Raw genomic sequence first — 20,865 nt, forward strand, 5'->3', positions numbered from 1 at the left:
ATTAAGAACCCATCTCCTAGAATAAAAAATGACAAATCATGTATTCAACTATTAAATAGAAATCTTATATGAACCCTATAGAGAAAGAACCGAAGGAGGTTTCAGGCATGAGCTTGGACCAGAACGAGTGGAATGAACAGCAGTATGAAGCGGTACAGCGGATTCGCAAGCGCGTTATCGAAGTCGTGGGACGAAATATGGAGCTGTACGGCGTAACGCTGTCGACCGGCCATCTATACGGGCTGCTTTTTTTTGCCGATAAACCGATGACCCTCGACGAGATGGGACGCGAGATGCAGATGAGCAAGACCAGCATGAGCACGGGCGTACGCACCCTGCTCGATCTGAAGATGGTCAATAAGGTTTGGGAAAAAGGATCCAGAAAAGATTTATATGAAGTGGAATATGACTGGTATCAGACTTTTACGGACTATTTTGCTACCCAATGGAGAAGAGCGGTTGAAAGTAATATGCAGGCTTTGCGCCGTGCGATGAAGGAAATTGAACGTTTGGCGCAGCAGCCCGATACAAGCGAATTCATGGCGGGGGTGCTGCAAAAAGACCTGGAAAAAATCCGCCAGGCCGAAAGCTACTACCGCTGGCTGGATCGGGTGATCGATGCGATGGAGGAAGGCCAACTTTTCGACTTGGTACCGAGGGAGTCTTAAGTCCCGGTGTGCCGGAATTGACGGTTGTCCAGAGGCGGACCGCTCCGCCTAAATCGGCCGAGCGGCGGCGCTTCTAAAAAACTCGGTGCGGGTAATGGTTTTATTGTAGGCGGATTTTGTCTCTGGCCTTGTTCCTGCTTACAATTCTTCGGCTTCGTGGACTGGTCTGCTGCATTGACAGCCCCGCTTTCCGAGCTTACGCTGGAATTAATAAATTTACGTTTAAAGGTGGCTGTTTTACCTATGCAGTATCGTCCTACTCAAGCCGTCGTGGATCTGGATGCTCTTCGCGCCAACTACGAGGCTTTTCGTTTGCATCTACAGGATTCGACCCTGCTGCTCGCCTGTGTCAAAGCCAATGCCTACGGGCACGGAGCCGTGGAGGTCAGCCGTGAACTGGAGCGTCTGGGCGCCGATTATTTGAGTGTGGCTTTTCTGGACGAGGCGTTGGAGCTTCGCGATGCAGGCATAGATATGCCGATTTTGGTGCTCGGTTATACGCCGCCCGAAGGACTGGGCGTCGCGCGCGACCGGGACATCACCATTGCGCTGTTCAGCGACGACGTTCTGGAAGCTGCGCGGCTGCTGGAGCGTTCTGCGCCGGAATCCCGTCTCAAAGTCCATATCAAAGTCGACAGCGGCATGGGCCGTCTCGGCCAAATGGCCGGTCCGGACGCGGCAGCTTTCGTCAAAAAGGCTTTGCAGGCAGATGCGATCGAAGTCGAAGGATTGTTCACTCATTTCGCCAGAGCGGATGAAGCCGACAAGACCTATACACAGTTCCAATACGAAGCATTCCGCGGTACCGTGGATACGCTTGCGCAGGAAGGCATCGAGATTCCGTTGATACATACCGGCAACAGTGCCGCCGCGATCGACACGCCGGGCTTTTCCCCGAAAATGGTTCGGATCGGAATTTCTTTGTACGGCATTTATCCTTCCTGCGAAGTCAATCACAATGCGGTTTCGCTGAGACCGGTACTGACGCTCAAGACGAGGGCCGTCTTCCTCAAGACGCTTCGGCATCCGATGGGAATCAGTTACGGTTCCCTGTATACGGCAGAAGCGGGCGAACGGATCGCGACGCTGCCGCTCGGCTACGCCGACGGTTACTCGCGCATGCTCGGAGGCAAGGCGGAAGTCCTGATTCGGGGCCGCAGAGCCCCGGTCACGGGAACGATTTGTATGGATCAGTGTATGGTGTCGCTCAAATCTTTCGCGGACGCGGAAGATATCCAAGAAGGCGAAGAGGTTGTCCTGCTCGGCAGCCAGTCCGGGGAAATGATTACCGCGGACGAAATTGCCGCCAAACTCGGAACGATCCCTTACGAAGTGTTATGCATGCTTGCTCACCGTATACCCAGAATTTACACCCGCAGCGGTGCTGTCACAGCAGAATCCAATCCCCTTTTGCATGAAAATCCGGTCTCTTTTCAAAGGCTTCCGAGCGAAGTGTGAAGAATTGGGCTGTACGAATGAAAGATTGTGGGCTATAATGGGTGGCAGCACAGGTGATATACGCATCGTATATACACTTTTTCAACAGTTCCCGAATGAACGGGCTCCAAAACAGGCGGGAACCGTTGACGGGTATAAGCTCATGGGGGTGGAAGAACGGTGGCGAACTTGCAAAGCACCAAGAGAGTGATGATCAGCTTGCCCGATCATCTTCTGCAAGAAGTGGATGGAATCGCAGCTTTGGAAAATTCCAATCGCAGTGAACTGATCAGGTTGGCAATGAGACAGTATCTGGTCGACCGGAAAAAGCGGTATATCCGCGAGTCGATGCAGCGGGGTTACATGGAAATGGCCCATATCAACTTGTCGATGGCTTGTGAAGCGTTTCATGCGGAGGAAGATGCGGACATCACTCTGGTTCGCTTAGTAAGCGGGGTGTAACTATTGCTTGTAAAACGCGGTGACGTATTTTTTGCGGACCTGTCGCCGGTGGTGGGGTCCGAGCAGGGTGGAGTGCGTCCGGTTCTGGTGATCCAGAACGATATCGGCAACCGCTTCAGTCCTACGGTCATCGTCGCGGCGATTACCGCCCAAATTCAGAAAGCAAAGCTGCCGACCCATGTAGAAATCGATGCCAAGACGCACGGATTCGATCGCGATTCCGTAGTCCTGCTCGAACAGATTCGAACGATCGACAAGCAGCGCCTGACAGACCGGATTACAAGGCTTGGCGAAGAAACGATGAAGCGGGTCGACGAGTCCCTGCAGATCAGTCTGAGCCTGGTCGATTTTTAAACCGAAATGCGGCTGCGGGAGTCGACGGAAACGGCGTTTTGCGCCAACCGGGAGAAGAGCATGTCCTATGCGGGTACTCACGCAGGGGAGGCTCTTTTTCCGGTTTTTGGCGTGTCAGCCTTTTGACGACATTAGAATAAAGCTCACATAAATATAACAAACATAGCAGACGGGCAAACGGATCCAAAGGTGACGAAGGCTGCTTTTCTGCGGTGTCGAAGCAGAGCAGAGTAGTCGACGGATAGCGGAAATCAAGGTAAAATAGCGGTGAAGTATCCGAAGAAGAACGGCTGATGCTTATAAAAGGCAGCCCATCCTGATTATTGACGAAGCGGGGAGAGCTTACAGATGCGTTTTAAAAATGTGTTTTCCATTATTGGACCTTCCATGGTCGGTCCTTCTAGCTCACATACAGCGGGGGCGGTACGGATCGGACTGATTGCGAGGCAGCTGCTGGGTACCAAGCCTTCCAGTGTCAAGATCGCTTTGTACGGATCGTTCGCCGAGACCTATTGGGGACACGGGACGGATCTGGCGTTGGCCGGCGGACTGCTCGGTTACGCGACCGACGATGCGCGCGTAGCGGAAGCGCTCGAGGAAGCGGAACGCCTGGGCATCGAGATCACTTTCGTTAAAGGGGTCGGCATGGCGCCGCATCCGAATACGGCAAAGCTTGAATTGAAAGCGGAGAACGGCCGCACCGCTCAGGTGCTTGGGGCATCGATCGGCGGAGGCACTGTCATGATTCACGAAATGAACGGTTTCGACGTACGCTGCAGCGGAGAATATCCGACGATTGTCGTCCTGCACGACGACCGACCGGGTGTGATCGCTTCGCTTACGGCGGTATTGGGGGCCAGCGATACGAATATCGGATATATGGGCGTCGACCGCAAAGGCCGCAGCGCCGAAGCGATGACGGTCATGGAACTCGATTCGGTACCGGATCAGCGGCTGCTTACCCAACTGCGCCAGATCGAAGACGTCAAGGAAGTTACGGTTATCCATTTGAACGGCGGGGAGGCGAAGCATCAATGAGATTTCGGACCTTAAAAGAATTGGCGGAGATCAGCGGCGCGGAGAACAAAACGTTGGCCGAAGTCATGATTGAAGACCAAGCGGCAGAAACCGGGGCTTCACCGGAAACGATTGTCGCGCAGATGGCCGATTATTACCAAAAAATGAAAGAAGCCGTACGGATCGGATTGTCGGAGCAAAATGTATCGCGCAGCGGCCTCAGCGGCGGCGATGCGGTCAAAGTGCTGGACCTGGTCGAGAACGGAACGCCTTCTTCCGGCGATCCGTCTTCCCGAGCGATGGCGTATGCTTTGGCCGTATCGGAAGTGAATGCTTCGATGGGGCGTATTATCGCTACGCCTACCGCCGGCTCGTGCGGAATCATTCCGGGAGTGTTCGTCAGCTCCCAGGAGCGTTTCGGCTGGAGCGACGAGCATATGGTGAACGGATTGTTCGCGGCCGGAGCGATCGGCTACGTGATTGCCAACAACTCGTTTATTTCCGGAGCCGAAGGCGGCTGCCAGGCGGAAGTGGGTTCGGCCATCGGAATGGCGGCCGGCGCAATGGTCGAACTGCGCGGCGGCAGCGCCGAACAGGCGATGCATGCCGTAGGCCTCGCGCTCAAGAATACGCTTGGACTGATCTGCGATCCGGTAGCAGGACTCGTGGAGATTCCCTGCATCGTCCGCAACGGACTTGGAGCGGTCAATGCGCTGGCTGCGGCCGATATGGGGCTTGCCGGCGTGCGCAGCGCTATTCCTTCCGACGAAGTGGTCAGTGTCATGCTGGAAGTCGGGGCGGCCATGCCGAGCGGACACCGCGAGACGGGGCAGGGAGGTCTGGCCCAGACGCCGACCGGTCGCAAGCTGACCGAAGGATTGATGCGCGGTCGCAAGCCGCTGGAACCGGAGACGGAAGAACCGAGAGCGGTGCAGGCCGAAACGGTCGAATAACAGGGGGCGGGCGCGAACTGCCGATGCTCCCGGAAAAGGCGAAGCGAATTCAGGCGGCCCGTGCCGCACGCTTCGCCTTTTTGGATGGAGAAAGGAAGGGCAGGAACATGATTGCGGACAACCGCCGGATTTATCTGTACGAATATGCTTGTCACGAAGACGAGCGGGAACTTTGCGCGCTGGAGCTGCGAACTTTGTTTGGGACGAATCCTTCCCCCGGGTTCCTGCGGAGCGAACGGAATATCGATCCTTCCCGCAGCCCGTTTATTCGGGGAAAGCTGACGATCGAATATACGGCTCCGACCCTGGAGAAGCTCGCCGAGCAGGCGGGGCGGATCGGGCTGGGCGGCGAAACGTTCAAGCTGCGTTATATGGAAGCGGAAGGCGGAGCCGATTACGAAGAAAAGCGTCGAATCGAGCGGGTAGTCGGGGCGTCTATGCGCGGACGGGCCGATATGAAGAACCCCGGCCGGCTGTACGGGATCGCTTATGCGGACGGCTTGTGGCGGCTGGGAGGCTTCGCGCAGAGCGAAGCGGTCTGGCTGCGTCACAACGATAAGCCGCGCCAGTATTCGACGGCACTCGGAACGCGAACGGCAAGAGCCGTAGCGAATATTGCGGTGCCCGTGCCTGAAGGGATTCGTGCGATCGATCCGTGCTGCGGCATCGGTACGGTGCTGATTGAAGCGGGATCGATGGGGGTCGGGATAGACGGATTCGATCTGAATCCGCTGGCCGTCATCGGAGCCCGGGAGAATCTGGCGCACTTCGGCCTGCCGGTCCGGGTGAAAGTAGCGGACATGCGAACGCTCGAAGGCCGATACGACGCCCTTGTCCTCGATCTGCCCTACAATCTATGTTCGGTGCTTGCGGCGCAGGAGCGGATGGAAATGCTTCGATCGGCCCGCCGTTTGTCCGCGCGCTGCGTGATTGTGGCGACGGAAGAGATCGGGGCGGAGATCGAGGCTGCGGGTTTTGTTTTGGCGGACCGCTGCACCGTACGCAAAGGGAAATTTGCCCGGCATATCTGGTTGGGCATATAGAAGAAAGAAACGGCGGCATTTTTGTTTTTTCGCGAAACGGGGCGTTGGGATTTCGATTTCGGTTTGCGGAAAACAACGTCTGTCTGTCATAATAGGTAGACCGTTTTTCGCGGCGCAGGCCCGGGAAATACGCCGGAGCGTTTGAACGGTCCGGAGAACAAGCAGCAAAAGAAAGAGGGAGATTTAGTGTCGGATTTGGAACTGAACAAGGACAGCGGTTCGTCCGAGATGACGGCGACCGAGCGCGAAGCCATGTTCCGCCGGACGGCGGACACGCTGGGCATCGCGGCGAAGCAGGTCAAAGCGGCCGTAGCGCTGCTGGACGAAGGCAATACCGTACCGTTTATCGCGCGGTACCGCAAAGAAATGACCGGGGAACTGGACGAGAACCAGTTGAGAGATATCGAAGAAGGCGTGCAGTATGCGCGCGGTCTTCATGTACGCAAATTCGAAGTGCTGCGCACGATCGAAGAGCAGGGCAAACTGACGGAAGAGCTGAAGCGATCCATTCTGGAAGCCGCCAAGCTGCAGCAGGTCGAAGATCTGTACCGTCCGTTTCGCCAGAAGCGCAAGACGCGCGCAAGCGTTGCGAAGGAAAAAGGGCTTGAGCCGTTGGCCGAGTGGCTGATGAGCCAGCCTGGCCGTGCGGAGATCGATCGGGAAGCCGCACGCTACGTGTCCGAAGACAAAGGAGTCGCTTCGCAGGAGGAAGCTCTGCAGGGGGCGCTCGATATCGTGGCCGAGCAGTTGGCCGACGATGCCAAGATTCGCGCCTGGGTTCGGACGTATACGCTGGATCATGCGATTCTCGTTACGGAAGCCAAAGACGCTTCGGCCGAATCGGTCTACGAAATGTATTACAAATACAGCGAATTGGCCAAAAAAATGCCGCCGCACCGCATTCTGGCCATCAACCGCGGCGAACGCGAGAATGTGCTCAAAGTCTCGCTCGAGACGGATTTCGCACCGATCCTGCGTTATATTGCCAGACGCGTCATCAAAGGTTCGTCTCCGGTCCACCCGCTGCTCGAACGTTCGATCGAGGACGCCTACAAGCGTCTGATCGCGCCTTCGATCGAACGCGAAGTACGCAGCGAACTGACGGAAAAAGGCGACGCGCAGGCCATCTCGATCTTCGCGGGCAATCTGCGGAGCCTGCTGCTGCAGCCGCCGGTGCGCGGCAAGCGCGTACTCGGCGTAGACCCGGCTTTCCGGACCGGCTGCAAACTGGCCGCGGTCGACGAAACGGGCAAACTGCTCGAAGTGGCTGTCACCTATCCGACGCCGCCGCGCAACCAGATCCGCGAAGCATCCGAGAAGTTCCGGGAACTGGTCGACAAGTACGACCTGGAACTGATCGTGATCGGCAACGGTACGGCTTCGCGCGAGACCGAGCAGTTCGTCGCCGACTGGATCGGCGATTACGAAGCGCGCAAGCTGTCCTATCTGATCGTCAACGAAGCCGGAGCCAGTGTCTATTCCGCTTCCAAAGTCGCCCAGGAAGAATTCCCGGACATGGACGCGGCGGAACGCAGCGCCGCTTCGATCGCAAGGCGGGTGCAGGACCCGCTGGCGGAGTTGGTCAAGATCGATCCCAAAGCGATCGGTGTCGGCCAATATCAGCACGACGTCTCGCAAAAACAGCTCGAAGGACAGCTCAAAGCGGTCGTCGAATCGGCCGTTAACCATGTCGGCGTCGATGTGAACACCGCTTCTCCGTCGCTGCTGTCTTACGTCGCCGGTATCAACCAGACGACGGCCCGCAATATCGTCAAGTACCGCGACGAGAACGGTTCGTTTGCAAGCCGGGCGGAACTGAAGAAAGTGCCGCGTCTCGGCGCCAAAACGCTTGAACAGTGCGCCGGATTCCTGAGAATCGAAGGCAAGAACCCGCTCGACCGTACGCCGATTCACCCGGAATCGTACAAAGTCGTCGACCGGCTGCTGGCCGAACTCGGCTTCAAATCGTCCGATCTCGGCACGGCCGGAATGGCGGCGGCGCTGGAAGCGGCGGATGCCGAAGCTCTGGCGGACAAGCTTGAAGTCGGCCTTCCGACGCTGCGCGACATTCTCGAGAGCCTCCAGCGTCCGGGCCGCGATCCGCGCGAAGAACTGCCGGCTCCGATCTTCCGGACCGACGTGCTGAAGATCGAAGACCTCAAGCCGGGTATGGAGCTGCAGGGAACCGTGCGCAACGTGATCGATTTCGGCGCTTTCGTCGATATCGGTATCAAAAGCGACGGCCTGGTGCATATTTCGCAGCTCAGCACGAAATTCGTCAAGCATCCGATGGACGTCGTGGCTGTCGGCGATACCGTGACGGTCTGGGTCCTGAACGCGGATCTCAAAAAAGGCCGCGTCGGCTTGACGATGCGCGGACCGGTAGAGAACGCTTAACTAAGCTTCGCATATAAAAAAGCGTCCCGGAGTCGAATCCGGGACGCTTTTTAGTGCGTTCAAACTTATCGTCTTCAAACGGATTTCGATGGGAATCAAGCCCGTTCGTCGGCCTTTTCGGCCATTCCGGCGATTGTTTTTTCTTTTTCTCCGAATTCCGGATTGCCGTGTTCGGTCAGTTCCAGCCGATTGCCGTCGAACACGGCTGTCAGGTTCAGCGTAACCGGCTCTTCCGAGAACCGGATGACGATCCGCAGCGAACCGTCGCTCTTCCGGCTGAACCAACCGTTCGCCGGACCCGTATCCGGCGCGAAGTTCGGACTGCCGCCCGGAATCGGCGCTTCCGTGCGATTCCATACACCCGCGCCGCAGCGCAGCGCGATCGTGGAAGCTCCGACGAGCGAAGCTTCGTCTCCGGCTTCCCACAGCTCGAAGAGGACGGAGCCGTCCTCTTCTGCGGTAAAGCGCGCGGCTTGAAGCTTCCAGCCGCCGGCAAATTCCCCGTCCAGCCGATACATCCGGCCGGACCAGGCTTCGTCCGCCGGCGCTTCGCCTGCCGGCTCCGGCGCGTAGGCGAGCTTCCGCAGCCGCTCGGCGGCTTCGTCGCCCGCCGCGCCTGGCGCCATAGGCGCATCCTGCATCGCCGGAAGCAGATGCGTCCAGACCGCTTCCAGCAGCTCCTGCGTCCGCGAGATCGCGGACGTCAGTACGATGACGGCATTCTGCTCCGGCAGCACCAGGCAGAACTGGCCGAAGGCTCCGTCGGCGCGGTAGGCGCCGTGACGGCAGACCCAGAACTGGTAGCCGTAGCCGCGCGTCCAATCGCCGCCTTGGTTGTCGCCGTTCTCGATACGTTTCGATGTCGCCAGGCCGATCCAGTTTTCCGAGACGAGCCGCTGCCCGTTCCAGAGTCCTTTTTGCAGATAAAGCTGTCCGAATTTGGCAAGATCTTCGCTGGACAGTTTGAGGCCCCAGCCGCCTGCGGTCACGCCCTGGGGGCTTTCCTGCCAGGTTTTGCGTGCGATGCCGAGCGGTGCGAACAAACGGGATTCCAGGTAATCGACGACCTTTTGTCCGGTGAGTTTTTGCAAAATGACCGAGAGCATATAAGTGGCGCCGCTGCTGTAAGAGAACAGGCTGCCGGGAACGTTCTCGACTTCGGCTGCTAGGAAAGCCCGGGCCCAGTCGGCTTCCGGAATAGGGCGAACGCTCTCCAACGGATCTTTCGCCTGTCCGGTTCCCATAACGAGCAAATCGTGCACGGTCATCTTCAACAGATTCGGATGCGGCTCTTCGGGAAGCAGTTCAGGAAGCAGGCCGGCGACTTTGTCTTGGGGGGTAAGTCTTCCTTCTTCGACAGCCAGGCCCACGGCTGTCGACGTGAAGCTCTTGCTGACCGAATACAGGGCGTGGCGGTCTTCCGGCGCGTGCGGTGCCCACCAGCCTTCCGCGGCAACTGCGCCATGACGCAGCAGCATGAAGCTGCGCAGATCGAACTTGTCTGCGGCGACCGCATCGAGGAAAGCGGAGATTCCGCGGGGATCGATTCCGAGGGCTTCGGGCCGGCTTCTAGGCAGTTTCATAGGTTCCATCATTGTATACCTCCAGACGATTATAGGCTGTATTGTCCTATTATTCCGTAGAAACGGAACCTTTCCTTGACAGTGTAGTCCAATCGCAAGGTAGAATTCAATAGACGAACGTACACACCAAAAAGGGGGAGAGCGGATGCACAGCGGGCGCAGCATGACCGACGCCGAGCTTCAGGACTGGGTCGAAAAAGTGTCGCTTGAACATTTTGGCGTCCCGTTTCGGCATCGGGCTTTTTTTAATGCCAGACTGCGTTCGACCGGAGGGCGTTACGCGCTTCGGTCGCACGATATCGATATCAATCCCCATCAGCTGAAGGCGCACGGCTTTGAAGCGGTGGAAGGGATCATCAAGCACGAACTTTGTCATTACCATCTGCATATCGCCGGACTCGGATACCGTCACCGCGATACGGATTTCAAGCGTCTGCTTGCCAAAGTGGGCGGGAGCCGCTACTGCCAGGCGCTGCCCGATCAAACGAAGCGTACGCTTCCGTTCAAATACAAACTGATCTGCTCGAACTGCGGAATGGAATACAAACGCAAGCGCCGGATGGATGCTTCCCGCTATCGCTGCGGACGCTGCGCAGGGGGGCTTCGTCTGGAAGAATGGGCACCCGAAGCGCAGAGCGGCGATTGAGACAAGCGTTTCCAAGCCACGGCATTTTGCGTAAAGTTTACTAACGCCCTCCAAGATGGGGTATAATGAAAAAGGCTCCCGTATTCGGGATGCCTCATCTTGGTTTCATTTTGAAGGAGGAAATACGCATGGCCAAATCGGCGGCGAGAAAAATGCGCGAGAAGCGAATCAGAGAAGGGAAAATGGATTTAGCGGCAATGAGAAGTCCGTTCGCGCTTGCAGATCTGAGAACGCGCAGAACCAAAACGAAGCAGGAAGTACTGGGCCGAGTCAAGCATAAGAAGCCTTATGAGAACCCGAATTTCACCGGAGGTGAACAGGGTTCTTTTTATTTTATCCGAATTTCTAGAAAAGGGGTTGACGAAAAAAAACCGGCATGCTAAATTATATCTTGTTGAAACATTAACCAATGTTCCCTGATAGCTCAGTTGGTAGAGCACTCGACTGTTAATCGAGTTGTCACAGGTTCGAGTCCTGTTCGGGGAGCCATTTTTATGGAGAGATACCCAAGTGGCTATAAGGGGACCCTCTGCTAAGGGGTTAGACTGCGTTAGCGGTGCGAGGGTTCGAATCCCTCTCTCTCCGCCATATTTTTTCACTTCAATATCTACAATTTATGATTGATGAATTCGGATGAGGACCCTGAGAAGGGTCCTCTTTTTGTTTTCCTGAGGCATGTACAACATTTTTATAAAAAATAAAATTAATTTTCGAAAATGCTTGCAATCTATCCTTGATCTTTGCTATACTCTTACTTGTGCCCAGTTGAGAAACACTGAGCCGTCAAGGTGATAAGGCCCGTTGGTCAAGGGGTTAAGACACCTCCCTTTCACGGAGGTAACAGGGGTTCGAATCCCCTACGGGTCACTTTGAGCCATTAGCTCAGTTGGTAGAGCACCTGACTTTTAATCAGGGTGTCGAAGGTTCGAGTCCTTCATGGCTCACCATTTCTTTTACTCCTCGGTAGAAATGGTGATCGATCGGTTCGCCAGGCGAATCATTTGAATATGCGGTAGTGGTGGAATGGCAGACACGCTATCTTGAGGGGGTAGTGGGTGTATACCCGTGGAGGTTCGAGTCCTCTCTACCGCATAAGACATAAGAGCAGGCTCCCTAGGGAGTCTGCTCTTTTTCGTTTGAGACGGACGGCGTGGAGCGGGCTTCCCTGCAAAGCCGTTCGGCGACCCGGACGTAACCGGGATAGAGTGTGCGGATACAGTCCGGACAAATATCATGGGTGCGCACCGAACCCGGGCATTCGCCGGGTTCCGGATTGCGCCATACTCCGTTATGCCGGGTCCGGCCGCAGCCTGCGCATACTTCTATCCAACAAGGCGGAAGCGTAGAAGGGATCCCGGATTTCATCTTCTTGTGCCTGCGGCTGTCGGAGCGCGAAGACTCTCGCTGTGGGGTGTCTGCGTACACGGTGCAGGCGAAGACAGCTTCAGCAGTTCCGAGACCTGTCTGCGATATTTGGAGGCTTTGCGGCTGCCGTTAATCAGGTTCGAGAGCCGCGCCGGCGGAATATCGTACCGTTCGCAAAATGTCTTCTGGTCCATCTCCAGTTCGGCCAGCCGGCGCTTGATTTCCCAGCCGAACGGAGTGATCGGTTTTTTCCTTTGCAACTTGGCGTTCCTCCTATTCATGCGTAAATGGATGAATTATAATCAATTAGAGACGGACAAGGGAGCATTTACCATAAAAACAATTATATACGCATGTGCGTTAATTTTCAATGAAAAATAGCGTAAATGCGTAATTTTTAAACCGTAAAAGGTGCTCGAGGGGGAAAAAACGTGCAGTCGATCTATGAACGGATTGAGCAGCTGATCAAAAGCAGCGGCATGACAAAAAAAGCGTTCGGCGAACGCCTGGCTATCAGCGCCGGCAATCTGGGCGATTGGCGCAGAGGCAAGTCGACGCCGAGCACACACAAGCTGATCGAGATTGCGGCCTTTTTCTCGGTGAGTCTGGATTGGTTGATGACAGGCAAGGAATGGCAGCCCGAAAAAGTGCAGGAAACGGGAAGCCGTTATTTTTTTGACGATTCGGGGCAATCGGATTGCCAGGATACGGAGTTGACCGACGAGGAGAAAGCATTCATTCGCGAATACAAAGAGTTTGCCGCTTATCGGCGGCGAAGATCGGATGATCACCGTACCTAGAGGCGCGTTCCCGATATTCCGATCTGGGTCCGCGCGAATCCCTTATTCCAAAAACGCTTTGAAGCGGGGGCTTCAAAGCGTTTTTTGGATAGGCGCAAGATATGAAGCTTCATAAGAGAAAGCCGGAGGGGTAACGCTGCGTACGAGCAGCCAGCGCTCCGATACGTCTTCGATCATACGCATCAGCAGCTTGCGGCGGCTGACATCGTCAAGTCCAAGCAGGCGGGAGCAGTATTCGACATATTGGGTCGTGTGATGATAGAGATAAGCCGGCACGGCTTCGGACGATTCGATCTCCAGTTGGACATTGATCCAGGCATAGCAGAGAGCGGGGCAGCCAAAAGCCTGTTCGGATTGAAGAGCCTCGGCAAGCGGTGCGAAATTCATCCAAGGATAAAGTGACTTGGACAGTTTCAGCAGCTTGCGGCCCGCACGGCGCATTTCCGTATCGATTTCGTTGGGGCTTGTACGCGTGCGAAGGCTTCGGTCCAGACGAAAAACGGTCTCGTAATCTCCGCGGGCCAACGATTCGTAAAAGTCTTCGATTGCGCGTCCTTCGATATGAGCCAGGCGGGGGTGGATATAAGCGCGCATCACTTCTTCAAAAGCTTCGATGCCGTCCAATCGTCGACCGTTCATATCTTCGTTCAGGCGGCCTATGGGGGAGGGGGAAGTGGTTTCAAGCAGAGTCATATAACTAAGAAGTTTTTGTCCGCTGTGCATGAGCCTGCGCCTCCTTCATGAATAAATAGCTGATTTTATGAAAATAAGCGATTGATGTTATTTATGTGATAGGCAACGTTATTTTGAGCGATACTCTTCTTTTATGGTATATATTTTTACATGAAAACATGTTTTCAGTCAAGATAAATTCCTTTTATTAGATGAATATAGGAATAAAGTGACTTTATGGGTTATGTTATATGACGCAAATCTATCGTGTTTTCCTTTTTTCGGAGCTTAAAGAGTGGGTTTGAAAAATAATATTGACTGCATGCTTACTGTGGGATATAATATAGAAGTTGACTGAATTATTTTCATGTGCGGTAGTGGTGGAATGGCAGACACGCTATCTTGAGGGGGTAGTGGGTGTATACCCGTGGAGGTTCGAGTCCTCTCTACCGCATAATGAAAAGCCTGCAGAATCCGATTTTCGGATTTTCAGGCTTTTTTTGCGTCTAAAAAAAGAACATCGCAGCCAAAAGCCCGCCGCCAAAGCAGGGGCTTTCAAACGGAAAAAGCGGGCCAATCGATCAACCCAGCAGTTTTTCGATATCTTTTTCGAGCTGGTCGGGCGACGTTTGCGGAGCGAAGCGTTTGACCGGACGGCCTTCCTTGTCGACGAGGAACTTGGTGAAGTTCCATTTGACCGACTTGGAGCCCATCAGGCCCGGTGCTTCTTCGCTCAAATATTGGAACAACGGATGCGCGCCGCTGCCTTTGACATCGATTTTTTCGAAGATCGGGAATTTCACTCCGTAGTTGATCTGGCAAAACTCGGCGATCTCTTCGTTGGAACCCGGATCCTGTTCGTTGAATTGATTGCTCGGGAAGCCGAGAATTTCGAGGCCGCGGTCGTGGTACTTGTCATACAGTTCCTGCAGCCCCTGGAACTGAGGCGTGAATCCGCATTTGCTGGCGGTATTGACGATCAGGACCACTTTGCCGCGGTAATCGGCGAGTTTGACCTCATCCCCTTTGGATGTACGGGCTTCATATTCATATACGGACATATCGAATTCCTCCTCTAAAAATAATCACTCTCTTTTTGATTGTAAACAATTTAATTGAGTTTTGCAATTCGCTTTTCGTTTCATTCGTCTCTGTTTGCTTTATAGATTAGATAGTTTGACAGACGGTTCATCTCTTAAATTTCCCAGGAGGAGTGGTACATCATGGAATCTTTATATACGGCAGAAGCGACAGCGCGCAGAGGCGGCAGAAGCGGAGTGGTCGAATCGGCCGACGGAGCGCTTAACCTACAGCTTTCGGTACCGAAAGGACTTGGAGGCGGCGGAGGTACGGGCACCAATCCGGAAGAATTGTTTGCAGCCGGCTACAGCGCCTGCTTCGAGAGCGCTCTGGCCAATATTGCCCGCAAAGAAAAAGTCGATATCCCCGATACGGAAGTCACCTGCAAGATCCATATCGGCAAAGACGAGACGGACGGAGGCTTCAAGCTGGCCGCCAAACTGGAAGTGCGTATTCCGGGGCTCGATCCCGAAAAAGCCAAAGAATTGGTCGAAAAAGCGCATGCTTTTTGCCCGTATTCCAAAGCGACACGCGGCAATATGGAAGTGGAACTGAGCGTCGTCTGATTGTCACAAGGCGCGAAGGCCGGAAAGCTCCCGAACGCCGGGAACTTCCGGCTTTTTCTTGTGCGGTCTAAGCGGTCCGTGCGGTTGACACGAAGGGTGAAATTCATTAAGCTATATAAGCACGCGGCGCGGGGCAACCTTATCCTGCGTCCAAACTATGAATAACGGGTGATACTAACATGGCTTACAGACCGAATGTGGTAGGTGTAGATACGGCCGGAAGCAACGACAAAGACGGACTGTACGAATTCGTTGTCCATCTGGAAGACGGTACGATGTGCCGCGTCTTCTATAACCGGTTTCCGGAGTGGAAGCTGACCAACATCAGCCGTCTGCTCAAAACACCGTGCCCGATCTGCCGCAAAGATTACATCTGCAACTGCTTTGAAAAGTTCAAAGGTGAAATCGACGTGCAGCTGCGGGACGGAAGAATCGAACAACTGCTTGCGTAATCAGTGAGACGAAACGGATTTTTGAACCTTTGAAGCGCGCTGGGCGCTTCTTGCCGGTTTGGATATCGAACAGCGGACGTACGGGATTTCCCGTGCGTCCGCTGTTTTTGTATGCTGCGCCAACAAGAAGCCCCAAACGTTCTCTTTAAACAAATGAGGTTCAAGACGGTAGGGGCGGTTAAAGGGATACTAAGGCGTCAGCCATTGCGAGAAAGCGAATCTTTTCGACTTAGGAGGCGACAGCATGAGTACGACAGCCTTGAGAACCGATAAGAATACAAATGACCGGACCGATATCCAAACCGGCGCACAAAAGATCGTCTTGATCGACGGCGTCTGCCACTTCTGCCAGGGAGCCGTAAGATTTATTGTGGCGCGCGATCCCAAAGGGAATTTCCAGTTCGCTTCGCTGCAGTCCGAACTCGGTACGGAGCTGGCCGGCGGAACGGGCTTCGAACAATCCGGAGAACCCAATACGCTGGTCCTGATCGAGAACGGACACAAATATGTACGCTCCACCGCCGCGCTGCGAATTGCCCGGAAACTTCGTTTCCCATGGCCGCTGCTGTCTGCGCTGCTGATCGTGCCGCGGCCGCTGCGGGATGCGGTCTACCGTTATATCGCCCGCAATCGCTACCGTTGGTTCGGCAAAGACGACACCTGTCCGATTCCGCCGCCCAGTGTGCGCAAGCGGTTTTTGGATACGGGCGCGGGCCAGGCCTGAACCGGCTGTCCCCGGTTAAAAAAGAAAAAAATGGGTCTTGCCTGCTTGTAGGCTCTATGCTATTGTGAGGATAAATTGATGCAAGACAGCGGAAGCACCGCTCCTGATTTGCCGAATACGGCGAATCCCGGAGCGGTGCTTTTTTTCGTTTGACGGAAAAAGGGGGCGAACAAGCATGCGGAATTTGCAGATTACGTTGGCGGTGGAGGACGAGCAATATATCGAACCTTTTCTTCTGTATGCACGTACCGGAGAATTTGCGAAACAGGTAAGCGTAAGAGCTTTTTCAAAAATCGAGGCTTTTCTGGAAGGGATGGAAGAGAGCTGTCCGGACTTCGTGTTGGGCGAGCCCGCTTTCTTGAGACCGTGGTTGGCTTCGGACGGCGGACGGGGAATTCCCTGGGCGGTATTGGGCGGCGGAGAAGAGAGTCTGGCGCTGGGAGGTCCCGTGCTGCTGCCGTTTCAACCGCTCAATCTGCTGCTGACGACGGTTATGGATCTGGCAGGGACGGCTCAGGTTTCCGGAAGGATGTCCGAGTCCGGGGCCGAGGTGATTGCGGTGTATTCGGCGGCGCCGGGTGCGGGGAAGACGACGGTCGCGATGAATCTGGTCAAACAGCTCGGCAGCCGGGGGCTTCGGGTCTTCTATCTGAATCTCGAGAATGTGGACAGTGCCGCTTCGTTCCGGAACGCGGCCGGCAGCAGCGGCAGCGAAGGCGGACTGCCCGAGCTGCTGTATGAACTGAGAGCCGCCCGGGAGAATGGGGAGGCCTGCCGCTTTCCGCTGTCGCGCTGCGCCCCTTTTCAGGAAACGCTCAAATGTATTTCTTTTCCGCCGCTGGACCGGCCGGACGAGCTGCTCCAGATGAACGAAGCGGATACGACGGCGCTTCTCGATTATCTGTCTGCCGGCGGAGCCTGCGACGTGATCGTGGCCGATACCGATACCGAGAGTCACGAGCGCTCCCGGGCAATGCTGCAGAGAGCGGATCGTGTGCTGTGGCTGCTTACCGACGATCTGCTGCATCTGCGCAAAACGTCGGGATGGATGAATCATTGGGAAACCAAACAGTCGGAATCTTTTTATGCGCTGCTCGCCAAAAGCACTTTCGTGGTCAATCGTTACGGAGGTCGCCTGGAGAACCGGCTGCCCCGCCCCGAGATTCGTCCGATGGCGTTCCTGTCTTACATTCCTTCATGGAAATACCTGTCGCGGGAAGATATCCTGCTGGGCTCGCCGATCTTCCAGCGGGATATTCTGACGCTGTGCGAACAGCTGGAGCTGGGCCGGCCGGTGCAGCGGACTCTGGTCGGTCATGAAGCCCCGCTTATGGCAGGAGGACGGCCATGAAGCCGGCGGAAGCGGAAGAGCTTTTGCAGGAAGAACTGTTTCGCGCCATGCGCGCCGAAGTCCGGTCTTCGCTCGATGTGACGCAGACGGCGGACGACGGCGAGCTGATGACAAGGATCGAACGCAAGGCGCTGTCCGACAGCCGTTCTTCGGCGATGACGTCCGGCGAGAAAAGGATGCTGGTGCGCCGGGTGTACGATTCGTTCCGGGGCTTGGATATCCTGCAGCCGCTGGTGGACGACAAGAGCGTCACGGAGATCATGATCAACGGACACCAGGAAATTTTTATCGAGCGGGAAGGGGAAGTGCAGCGGATTCCGCAGTCGTTCGAATCGCGCGAGAAGCTGGAAGATATCGTGCAGACGATCGTTTCCGGGGTCAACCGGATCGTCAACGAATCTTCCCCGATCGTCGACGCCCGGCTCAAAGACGGATCCCGGGTCAACGTGGTGCTGCCGCCGATCGCGCTCAAAGGCCCGACGATGACGATCCGCAAATTCCCCGAGCAGCCGATGACCATGAACGAACTGGTTCGCCGCGGCGCGCTGGACGAAGAATCCGCGGAAGTGCTCAAATCGCTCGTACGCAGCCGCTATAACATTTTTATCAGCGGAGGGACCGGTTCGGGCAAGACGACGTTCCTCAATGCGCTGTCACAGTATATTCCGCCCGACGAACGGGTCATTACGATCGAAGACTCGGCGGAACTGCAGATCGTGACGGTGCCGAACCTGGTATCGCTTGAGACGCGGAACGCCAATGTGGAAGGCAAAGGCGAGATTTCGATCCGCGATCTGATCCGCTCCTCGCTGCGCATGCGGCCCAACCGGATCGTCGTCGGCGAAGTGCGCGGCGCGGAGGCTTTGGATATGCTGCAGGCGATGAACACCGGGCACGATGGAAGCTTGTCCACAGGTCACGCGAACAGCGCCAAAGACATGCTCAGCCGTCTGGAAACGATGGTGCTGAGCGGCGCGGATCTGCCGATTGAAGTCGTACGCCAGCAGATTTCTTCGGCGATCGACGTGTTCGTCCATCTGTCCCGGCTGCGGGACCGTTCGCGCCGGGTCGTGGAGATTAGCGAAGTGACCGGAATGAACGGCGGTCAGGTCGAGCTGAGGCCGCTGTTTCTGTTCAAGGAAGAAGGGGAACGGGATGGACGGATTGCCGGCCGGCTGCAGCGGAGTGCGGAACCGATGAAGCATACGGAAAAACTGCAAAATGCGGGAGCGGCCGACTGGCGCAGGATTGCCGGGCTGCCTGAGGGGGGGTGAATTTATTGCTGCGTACAAGCCCAAGCGGGACCCGCAGGCCGGCCAGAGGCAAAGCCGCATCCGGAAAAAGTATTCCGCCAAGCGTCCGGGCTGCAGGAGAAGAGGAGTCGCATTCTGCTTCTGCGGCATCGGCGGACAAATTGAAAGATTATACCGCGCATGCGCTGGACGGTTACGAGAAGGTCCTCAGCATCGCGGTCGCAGCCGCTCTGCTGTTTGCGGTAGGCATGATCTTCTATCAAATGTGGATACTGGCGCTGCTGCTGACCCTGCCCGCGCTGAAAGCGCCCGGAATGTGGCGCAAGCGGCAGATCCGGCGCAAGCGTACGCTGCTCAAGCTGCATTTCAAGCAGGCTCTGTATTCTTTGTCCTCATCGATGGCGGCCGGGCGCTCGGTCGAGAATGCTTTTCGCGAAGCTTCGAAAGATCTGGATCTGCTGTATCCGGGAGGGAGCAGCGACATGATTCGCGAGCTGGATGTGATCACGACAAGGCTGGAATACGGCGAACCGATCGAATCCGCGCTGCTCGATTTCGGCCGGCGGGCGAAGATCGAAGAGATCGACAATTTTATCGATGTATTTGTGACCTGCAAGCGGACAGGCGGCGACCTGATCGAAGTCATTCGGCGAACGTCGACCGTAATCGGAGAGAAGATGGATATTCAGCAGGACATCTCGGTGATGGTTGCGCAGAAAAAGTTCGAATCGAATATTTTGCTGGGAACGCCGTTTATTTTCATTCTGTTTATCAATGCGTCGGCACCGGAATTTATGGCTCCGCTGTACGGTTCTCCGATGGGAATCATTCTGGCGACCGTCGGACTCGGCCTGATGTTTCTGAGCGCCTGGCTGATGGGACGGATCATGAATATTCAAATCTGAGCGGAGGGAAGACATGTTGGTAACGGCTTTTTCGGGGATGATGCTGCTGATTCTGGCGGCTGCCCTGCTGGTTGCTTGGACCAAGCGGCAGCCGGCGCACAACAAGGTGGCGGTGCTGCCGATGGAAGGAATCCGCATGCGCAGGCTGCTGCCGCCGATGCTGGTGCTGGTGGAACGGATGCGGATTGCCGCGCGTTTTCCGATATTTTTTCACAAACTCCAGTCTTCCGTACAGCGCGGCGAAGGATTGAGAGACAGCGCGGAGAGAACGATGCTGTTCATGGCCCAAATGCTGCTGTATGCGATGCTGCTGATCGTCTTCGGATGCATCATGGCGATTGCCAACAGCGGTTCCGCCGCTTGGCTGCTGATCGGTCTCGGACTTGCGATCGTTCTGCCTTTTGCGCTGATCAAAGATCTCGCGTCCAAGGTCAAGCAGCGGGAAGAAAAGATTCTGCTGGAACTGCCGGAAATGTTGAACAAAATCGTGCTGCTGGTCGGTGCGGGGGAAACGGTGCAGCAGGCGATTGTCCGCTGTTCCCAGCAGAAAGAAGGCAGCGATCATCCACTGTACAAAGAATTGGAGCGTATGGTCGCCGAGTGGCGCAGCGGAGATCCTTTTCATCAGGCTTTCGAACAGTTCGGCAAACGCTGCGGCGTCCAGGATGCTACGGTATTCGTCACGACGGTGCTGCTGAACCATAAACGCGGCGGCGGGGAGTTTGCGATGGCGCTGCGGGACTTGTCGAGAACGCTGTGGGAGAAACGCAAATCGCTGGGCCGAATTCAAGGCGAAAAAGCATCGTCGAAAATGGTTTTTCCGATGATGCTGATTCTGATTGTCGTCATGCTGATGGTCGGAGGCCCGGCCATGATGCTGATTCAGATGTAACCACTATTTTAACAATATGAGGAGGAATAGGTATGCTGCAGGCAATCGGGAGCAAAGTGAAAGGGTTTTGGAAAGAGGAAGAGGGGTTGGGGACGCTGGAAGTTATTCTGATCATTGGGGTGACGTTAATTATTGCCCTGATTTTCAAAAAACAAATTACAGCCTTGGTCACCAATCTGCTCTCGAGCGTGAACACCAAAAGTGAAGAATTTTTCAAGTGAATATGATTAAGCGTTCATGCCCGA

General features: G+C 55.5%; 23 protein-coding genes and 6 tRNA genes. 25 read left to right on the plus strand and 4 right to left on the minus strand.

The genetic code is table 11. The annotated features are described in order from the left end of the window. Nucleotides 1-107 precede the first annotated feature (107 nt). The 8 genes from HOP44_RS07200 (at nt 108) to HOP44_RS07235 (ending at nt 8,331) form a co-directional block, all read left to right on the plus strand. A complete protein-coding gene (locus HOP44_RS07200) occupies nt 108-668 on the plus strand; it encodes a GbsR/MarR family transcriptional regulator (RefSeq protein WP_172251974.1) in 561 nt (186 codons plus the stop codon). Between the two features lie 243 nt (nt 669-911). Continuing rightward, nucleotides 912-2,126 (plus strand): alanine racemase, encoded by a 1,215-nt coding sequence (alr, locus tag HOP44_RS07205; RefSeq protein ID WP_172251976.1) that lies wholly within the window; start codon nt 912-914, stop codon nt 2,124-2,126. A gap of 159 nt (nt 2,127-2,285) precedes the next feature. Next, complete coding sequence (locus tag HOP44_RS07210) at nt 2,286-2,567, plus strand: CopG family ribbon-helix-helix protein (protein WP_166274407.1); 282 nt, start codon at nt 2,286-2,288, stop codon at nt 2,565-2,567. A gap of 3 nt (nt 2,568-2,570) precedes the next feature. Further along, nucleotides 2,571-2,921, plus strand: a complete 351-nt coding sequence (locus tag HOP44_RS07215; protein ID WP_018975909.1) for a type II toxin-antitoxin system PemK/MazF family toxin — start codon at nt 2,571-2,573, stop codon at nt 2,919-2,921. 348 nt (nt 2,922-3,269) lie between these two features. After that, nucleotides 3,270-3,959: an L-serine ammonia-lyase, iron-sulfur-dependent subunit beta gene (gene sdaAB, locus HOP44_RS07220; RefSeq protein ID WP_172251978.1), complete on the plus strand. Its 690-nt coding sequence runs from the start codon at nt 3,270-3,272 to the stop codon at nt 3,957-3,959. Beyond that, nucleotides 3,956-4,891: an L-serine ammonia-lyase, iron-sulfur-dependent, subunit alpha gene (sdaAA, locus tag HOP44_RS07225; RefSeq protein ID WP_172251980.1), complete on the plus strand. Its 936-nt coding sequence runs from the start codon at nt 3,956-3,958 to the stop codon at nt 4,889-4,891. The genes sdaAB and sdaAA overlap by 4 nt, the downstream gene beginning before the upstream one ends. A 107-nt stretch (nt 4,892-4,998) precedes the next feature. Further along, nucleotides 4,999-5,934, plus strand: coding sequence for a TRM11 family SAM-dependent methyltransferase (locus tag HOP44_RS07230; RefSeq protein WP_172251982.1), 936 nt, complete (start codon nt 4,999-5,001; stop codon nt 5,932-5,934). Between the two features lie 252 nt (nt 5,935-6,186). After that, a complete protein-coding gene (locus tag HOP44_RS07235; protein ID WP_425501852.1) occupies nt 6,187-8,331 on the plus strand; it encodes a Tex family protein in 2,145 nt (714 codons plus the stop codon). 95 nt (nt 8,332-8,426) lie between these two features. Here HOP44_RS07235 and HOP44_RS07240 read toward each other — a convergent pair whose 3' ends face one another. Continuing rightward, nucleotides 8,427-9,926, minus strand: a complete 1,500-nt coding sequence (locus tag HOP44_RS07240; RefSeq protein WP_172251984.1) for a serine hydrolase domain-containing protein — start codon at nt 9,924-9,926, stop codon at nt 8,427-8,429. Nucleotides 9,927-10,077: 151 nt separating this feature from the next. On the opposite strand from HOP44_RS07240, the gene HOP44_RS07245 reads away from it, so the two are divergent. The 7 genes from HOP44_RS07245 (at nt 10,078) to HOP44_RS07275 (ending at nt 11,652) form a co-directional block, all read left to right on the plus strand. Further along, entirely contained in the window at nt 10,078-10,560 is a 483-nt protein-coding gene (locus tag HOP44_RS07245) for a SprT family protein (RefSeq protein WP_172252985.1), read from the plus strand. Between the two features lie 128 nt (nt 10,561-10,688). Next, on the plus strand, nt 10,689-10,943 hold the full coding sequence (locus HOP44_RS07250) for a hypothetical protein (RefSeq protein ID WP_172251986.1): 255 nt from the start codon (nt 10,689-10,691) through the stop codon (nt 10,941-10,943). A 30-nt stretch (nt 10,944-10,973) separates the two neighbouring features. Continuing rightward, a tRNA-Asn gene (locus HOP44_RS07255) sits at nt 10,974-11,049 on the plus strand. A 7-nt stretch (nt 11,050-11,056) separates the two neighbouring features. Beyond that, nucleotides 11,057-11,148 (plus strand) — tRNA-Ser (locus tag HOP44_RS07260). Between the two features lie 207 nt (nt 11,149-11,355). After that, a tRNA-Glu gene (locus HOP44_RS07265) sits at nt 11,356-11,427 on the plus strand. Between the two features lie 4 nt (nt 11,428-11,431). Next, nucleotides 11,432-11,507 (plus strand) — tRNA-Lys (locus HOP44_RS07270). A 62-nt stretch (nt 11,508-11,569) separates the two neighbouring features. After that, a tRNA-Leu gene (locus tag HOP44_RS07275) sits at nt 11,570-11,652 on the plus strand. Nucleotides 11,653-11,921: 269 nt separating this feature from the next. Here HOP44_RS07275 and HOP44_RS07280 read toward each other — a convergent pair. Beyond that, the gene (locus tag HOP44_RS07280; RefSeq protein WP_425501824.1) at nt 11,922-12,185 is read right to left on the minus strand and encodes a hypothetical protein; all 264 of its coding nucleotides are present in this window, start codon (nt 12,183-12,185) and stop codon (nt 11,922-11,924) included. A 171-nt stretch (nt 12,186-12,356) separates the two neighbouring features. Between HOP44_RS07280 and HOP44_RS07285 the strand changes: the two genes are divergently transcribed. Next, nucleotides 12,357-12,725, plus strand: coding sequence for a helix-turn-helix domain-containing protein (locus tag HOP44_RS07285; protein WP_172251988.1), 369 nt, complete (start codon nt 12,357-12,359; stop codon nt 12,723-12,725). A 72-nt stretch (nt 12,726-12,797) separates the two neighbouring features. On the opposite strand, the gene HOP44_RS07290 is transcribed toward HOP44_RS07285, so the two are convergent. Beyond that, on the minus strand, nt 12,798-13,448 hold the full coding sequence (locus tag HOP44_RS07290) for an urease accessory protein UreF (protein ID WP_172251990.1): 651 nt from the start codon (nt 13,446-13,448) through the stop codon (nt 12,798-12,800). A gap of 320 nt (nt 13,449-13,768) precedes the next feature. On the opposite strand from HOP44_RS07290, the gene HOP44_RS07295 reads away from it, so the two are divergent. Next, nucleotides 13,769-13,851, plus strand: a tRNA-Leu gene (locus tag HOP44_RS07295). A gap of 127 nt (nt 13,852-13,978) precedes the next feature. On the opposite strand, the gene HOP44_RS07300 is transcribed toward HOP44_RS07295, so the two are convergent. After that, on the minus strand, nt 13,979-14,458 hold the full coding sequence (locus tag HOP44_RS07300; protein WP_172197663.1) for a glutathione peroxidase: 480 nt from the start codon (nt 14,456-14,458) through the stop codon (nt 13,979-13,981). Nucleotides 14,459-14,620: 162 nt separating this feature from the next. Here HOP44_RS07300 and HOP44_RS07305 point away from each other — a divergent pair, with 162 nt between their 5' ends. The 8 genes from HOP44_RS07305 (at nt 14,621) to HOP44_RS07340 (ending at nt 20,841) form a co-directional block, all read left to right on the plus strand. After that, on the plus strand, nt 14,621-15,043 hold the full coding sequence (locus HOP44_RS07305) for an organic hydroperoxide resistance protein (RefSeq protein ID WP_172251992.1): 423 nt from the start codon (nt 14,621-14,623) through the stop codon (nt 15,041-15,043). A gap of 179 nt (nt 15,044-15,222) precedes the next feature. Next, nucleotides 15,223-15,495, plus strand: a complete 273-nt coding sequence (locus tag HOP44_RS07310; protein WP_172251994.1) for a hypothetical protein — start codon at nt 15,223-15,225, stop codon at nt 15,493-15,495. Nucleotides 15,496-15,739: 244 nt separating this feature from the next. Beyond that, nucleotides 15,740-16,219: a thiol-disulfide oxidoreductase DCC family protein gene (locus HOP44_RS07315; protein WP_246369680.1), complete on the plus strand. Its 480-nt coding sequence runs from the start codon at nt 15,740-15,742 to the stop codon at nt 16,217-16,219. A gap of 175 nt (nt 16,220-16,394) precedes the next feature. Further along, the gene (locus HOP44_RS07320) at nt 16,395-17,570 is read left to right on the plus strand and encodes a nucleotide-binding protein (RefSeq protein WP_172251996.1); all 1,176 of its coding nucleotides are present in this window, start codon (nt 16,395-16,397) and stop codon (nt 17,568-17,570) included. Next, entirely contained in the window at nt 17,567-18,844 is a 1,278-nt protein-coding gene (locus HOP44_RS07325) for a TadA family conjugal transfer-associated ATPase (protein ID WP_425501825.1), read from the plus strand. The genes HOP44_RS07320 and HOP44_RS07325 overlap by 4 nt, the downstream gene beginning before the upstream one ends. After that, on the plus strand, nt 18,841-19,728 hold the full coding sequence (locus HOP44_RS07330; protein WP_343059806.1) for a type II secretion system F family protein: 888 nt from the start codon (nt 18,841-18,843) through the stop codon (nt 19,726-19,728). The genes HOP44_RS07325 and HOP44_RS07330 overlap by 4 nt, the downstream gene beginning before the upstream one ends. A 13-nt stretch (nt 19,729-19,741) precedes the next feature. After that, on the plus strand, nt 19,742-20,620 hold the full coding sequence (locus HOP44_RS07335) for a type II secretion system F family protein (RefSeq protein ID WP_172252000.1): 879 nt from the start codon (nt 19,742-19,744) through the stop codon (nt 20,618-20,620). A gap of 32 nt (nt 20,621-20,652) precedes the next feature. Next, on the plus strand, nt 20,653-20,841 hold the full coding sequence (locus HOP44_RS07340; protein ID WP_172252002.1) for a Flp1 family type IVb pilin: 189 nt from the start codon (nt 20,653-20,655) through the stop codon (nt 20,839-20,841). The last annotated feature ends 24 nt before the right edge of the window (nt 20,842-20,865 follow it).

The sequence above is a fragment of the Saccharibacillus deserti genome (assembly GCF_013618475.1).
Classification (GTDB): domain Bacteria; phylum Bacillota; class Bacilli; order Paenibacillales; family Paenibacillaceae; genus Saccharibacillus; species Saccharibacillus deserti.

What these genes read in the sequence shown, in the direction of transcription:
- HOP44_RS07340 (WP_172252002.1), top strand. Translation starts at nt 20,653, where the DNA reads ATGCTGCAGGCAATCGGGAGCAAAGTGAAAGGGTTTTGGAAAGAGGAA.
- HOP44_RS07200 (WP_172251974.1), top strand. Translation starts at nt 108, where the DNA reads ATGAGCTTGGACCAGAACGAGTGGAATGAACAGCAGTATGAAGCGGTA.
- HOP44_RS07310 (WP_172251994.1), top strand. Translation starts at nt 15,223, where the DNA reads ATGGCTTACAGACCGAATGTGGTAGGTGTAGATACGGCCGGAAGCAAC.
- HOP44_RS07240 (WP_172251984.1), bottom strand. Translation starts at nt 9,926, where the DNA reads ATGATGGAACCTATGAAACTGCCTAGAAGCCGGCCCGAAGCCCTCGGA.
- HOP44_RS07315 (WP_246369680.1), top strand. Translation starts at nt 15,740, where the DNA reads ATGAGTACGACAGCCTTGAGAACCGATAAGAATACAAATGACCGGACC.
- HOP44_RS07230 (WP_172251982.1), top strand. Translation starts at nt 4,999, where the DNA reads ATGATTGCGGACAACCGCCGGATTTATCTGTACGAATATGCTTGTCAC.
- HOP44_RS07250 (WP_172251986.1), top strand. Translation starts at nt 10,689, where the DNA reads ATGGCCAAATCGGCGGCGAGAAAAATGCGCGAGAAGCGAATCAGAGAA.
- HOP44_RS07305 (WP_172251992.1), top strand. Translation starts at nt 14,621, where the DNA reads ATGGAATCTTTATATACGGCAGAAGCGACAGCGCGCAGAGGCGGCAGA.
- HOP44_RS07300 (WP_172197663.1), bottom strand. Translation starts at nt 14,458, where the DNA reads ATGTCCGTATATGAATATGAAGCCCGTACATCCAAAGGGGATGAGGTC.
- HOP44_RS07325 (WP_425501825.1), top strand. Translation starts at nt 17,567, where the DNA reads ATGAAGCCGGCGGAAGCGGAAGAGCTTTTGCAGGAAGAACTGTTTCGC.
- HOP44_RS07245 (WP_172252985.1), top strand. Translation starts at nt 10,078, where the DNA reads ATGACCGACGCCGAGCTTCAGGACTGGGTCGAAAAAGTGTCGCTTGAA.
- sdaAB (WP_172251978.1), top strand. Translation starts at nt 3,270, where the DNA reads ATGCGTTTTAAAAATGTGTTTTCCATTATTGGACCTTCCATGGTCGGT.
- alr (WP_172251976.1), top strand. Translation starts at nt 912, where the DNA reads ATGCAGTATCGTCCTACTCAAGCCGTCGTGGATCTGGATGCTCTTCGC.
- HOP44_RS07320 (WP_172251996.1), top strand. Translation starts at nt 16,395, where the DNA reads ATGCGGAATTTGCAGATTACGTTGGCGGTGGAGGACGAGCAATATATC.
- HOP44_RS07235 (WP_425501852.1), top strand. Translation starts at nt 6,187, where the DNA reads ATGTTCCGCCGGACGGCGGACACGCTGGGCATCGCGGCGAAGCAGGTC.
- HOP44_RS07335 (WP_172252000.1), top strand. Translation starts at nt 19,742, where the DNA reads ATGTTGGTAACGGCTTTTTCGGGGATGATGCTGCTGATTCTGGCGGCT.
- sdaAA (WP_172251980.1), top strand. Translation starts at nt 3,956, where the DNA reads ATGAGATTTCGGACCTTAAAAGAATTGGCGGAGATCAGCGGCGCGGAG.
- HOP44_RS07290 (WP_172251990.1), bottom strand. Translation starts at nt 13,448, where the DNA reads ATGCACAGCGGACAAAAACTTCTTAGTTATATGACTCTGCTTGAAACC.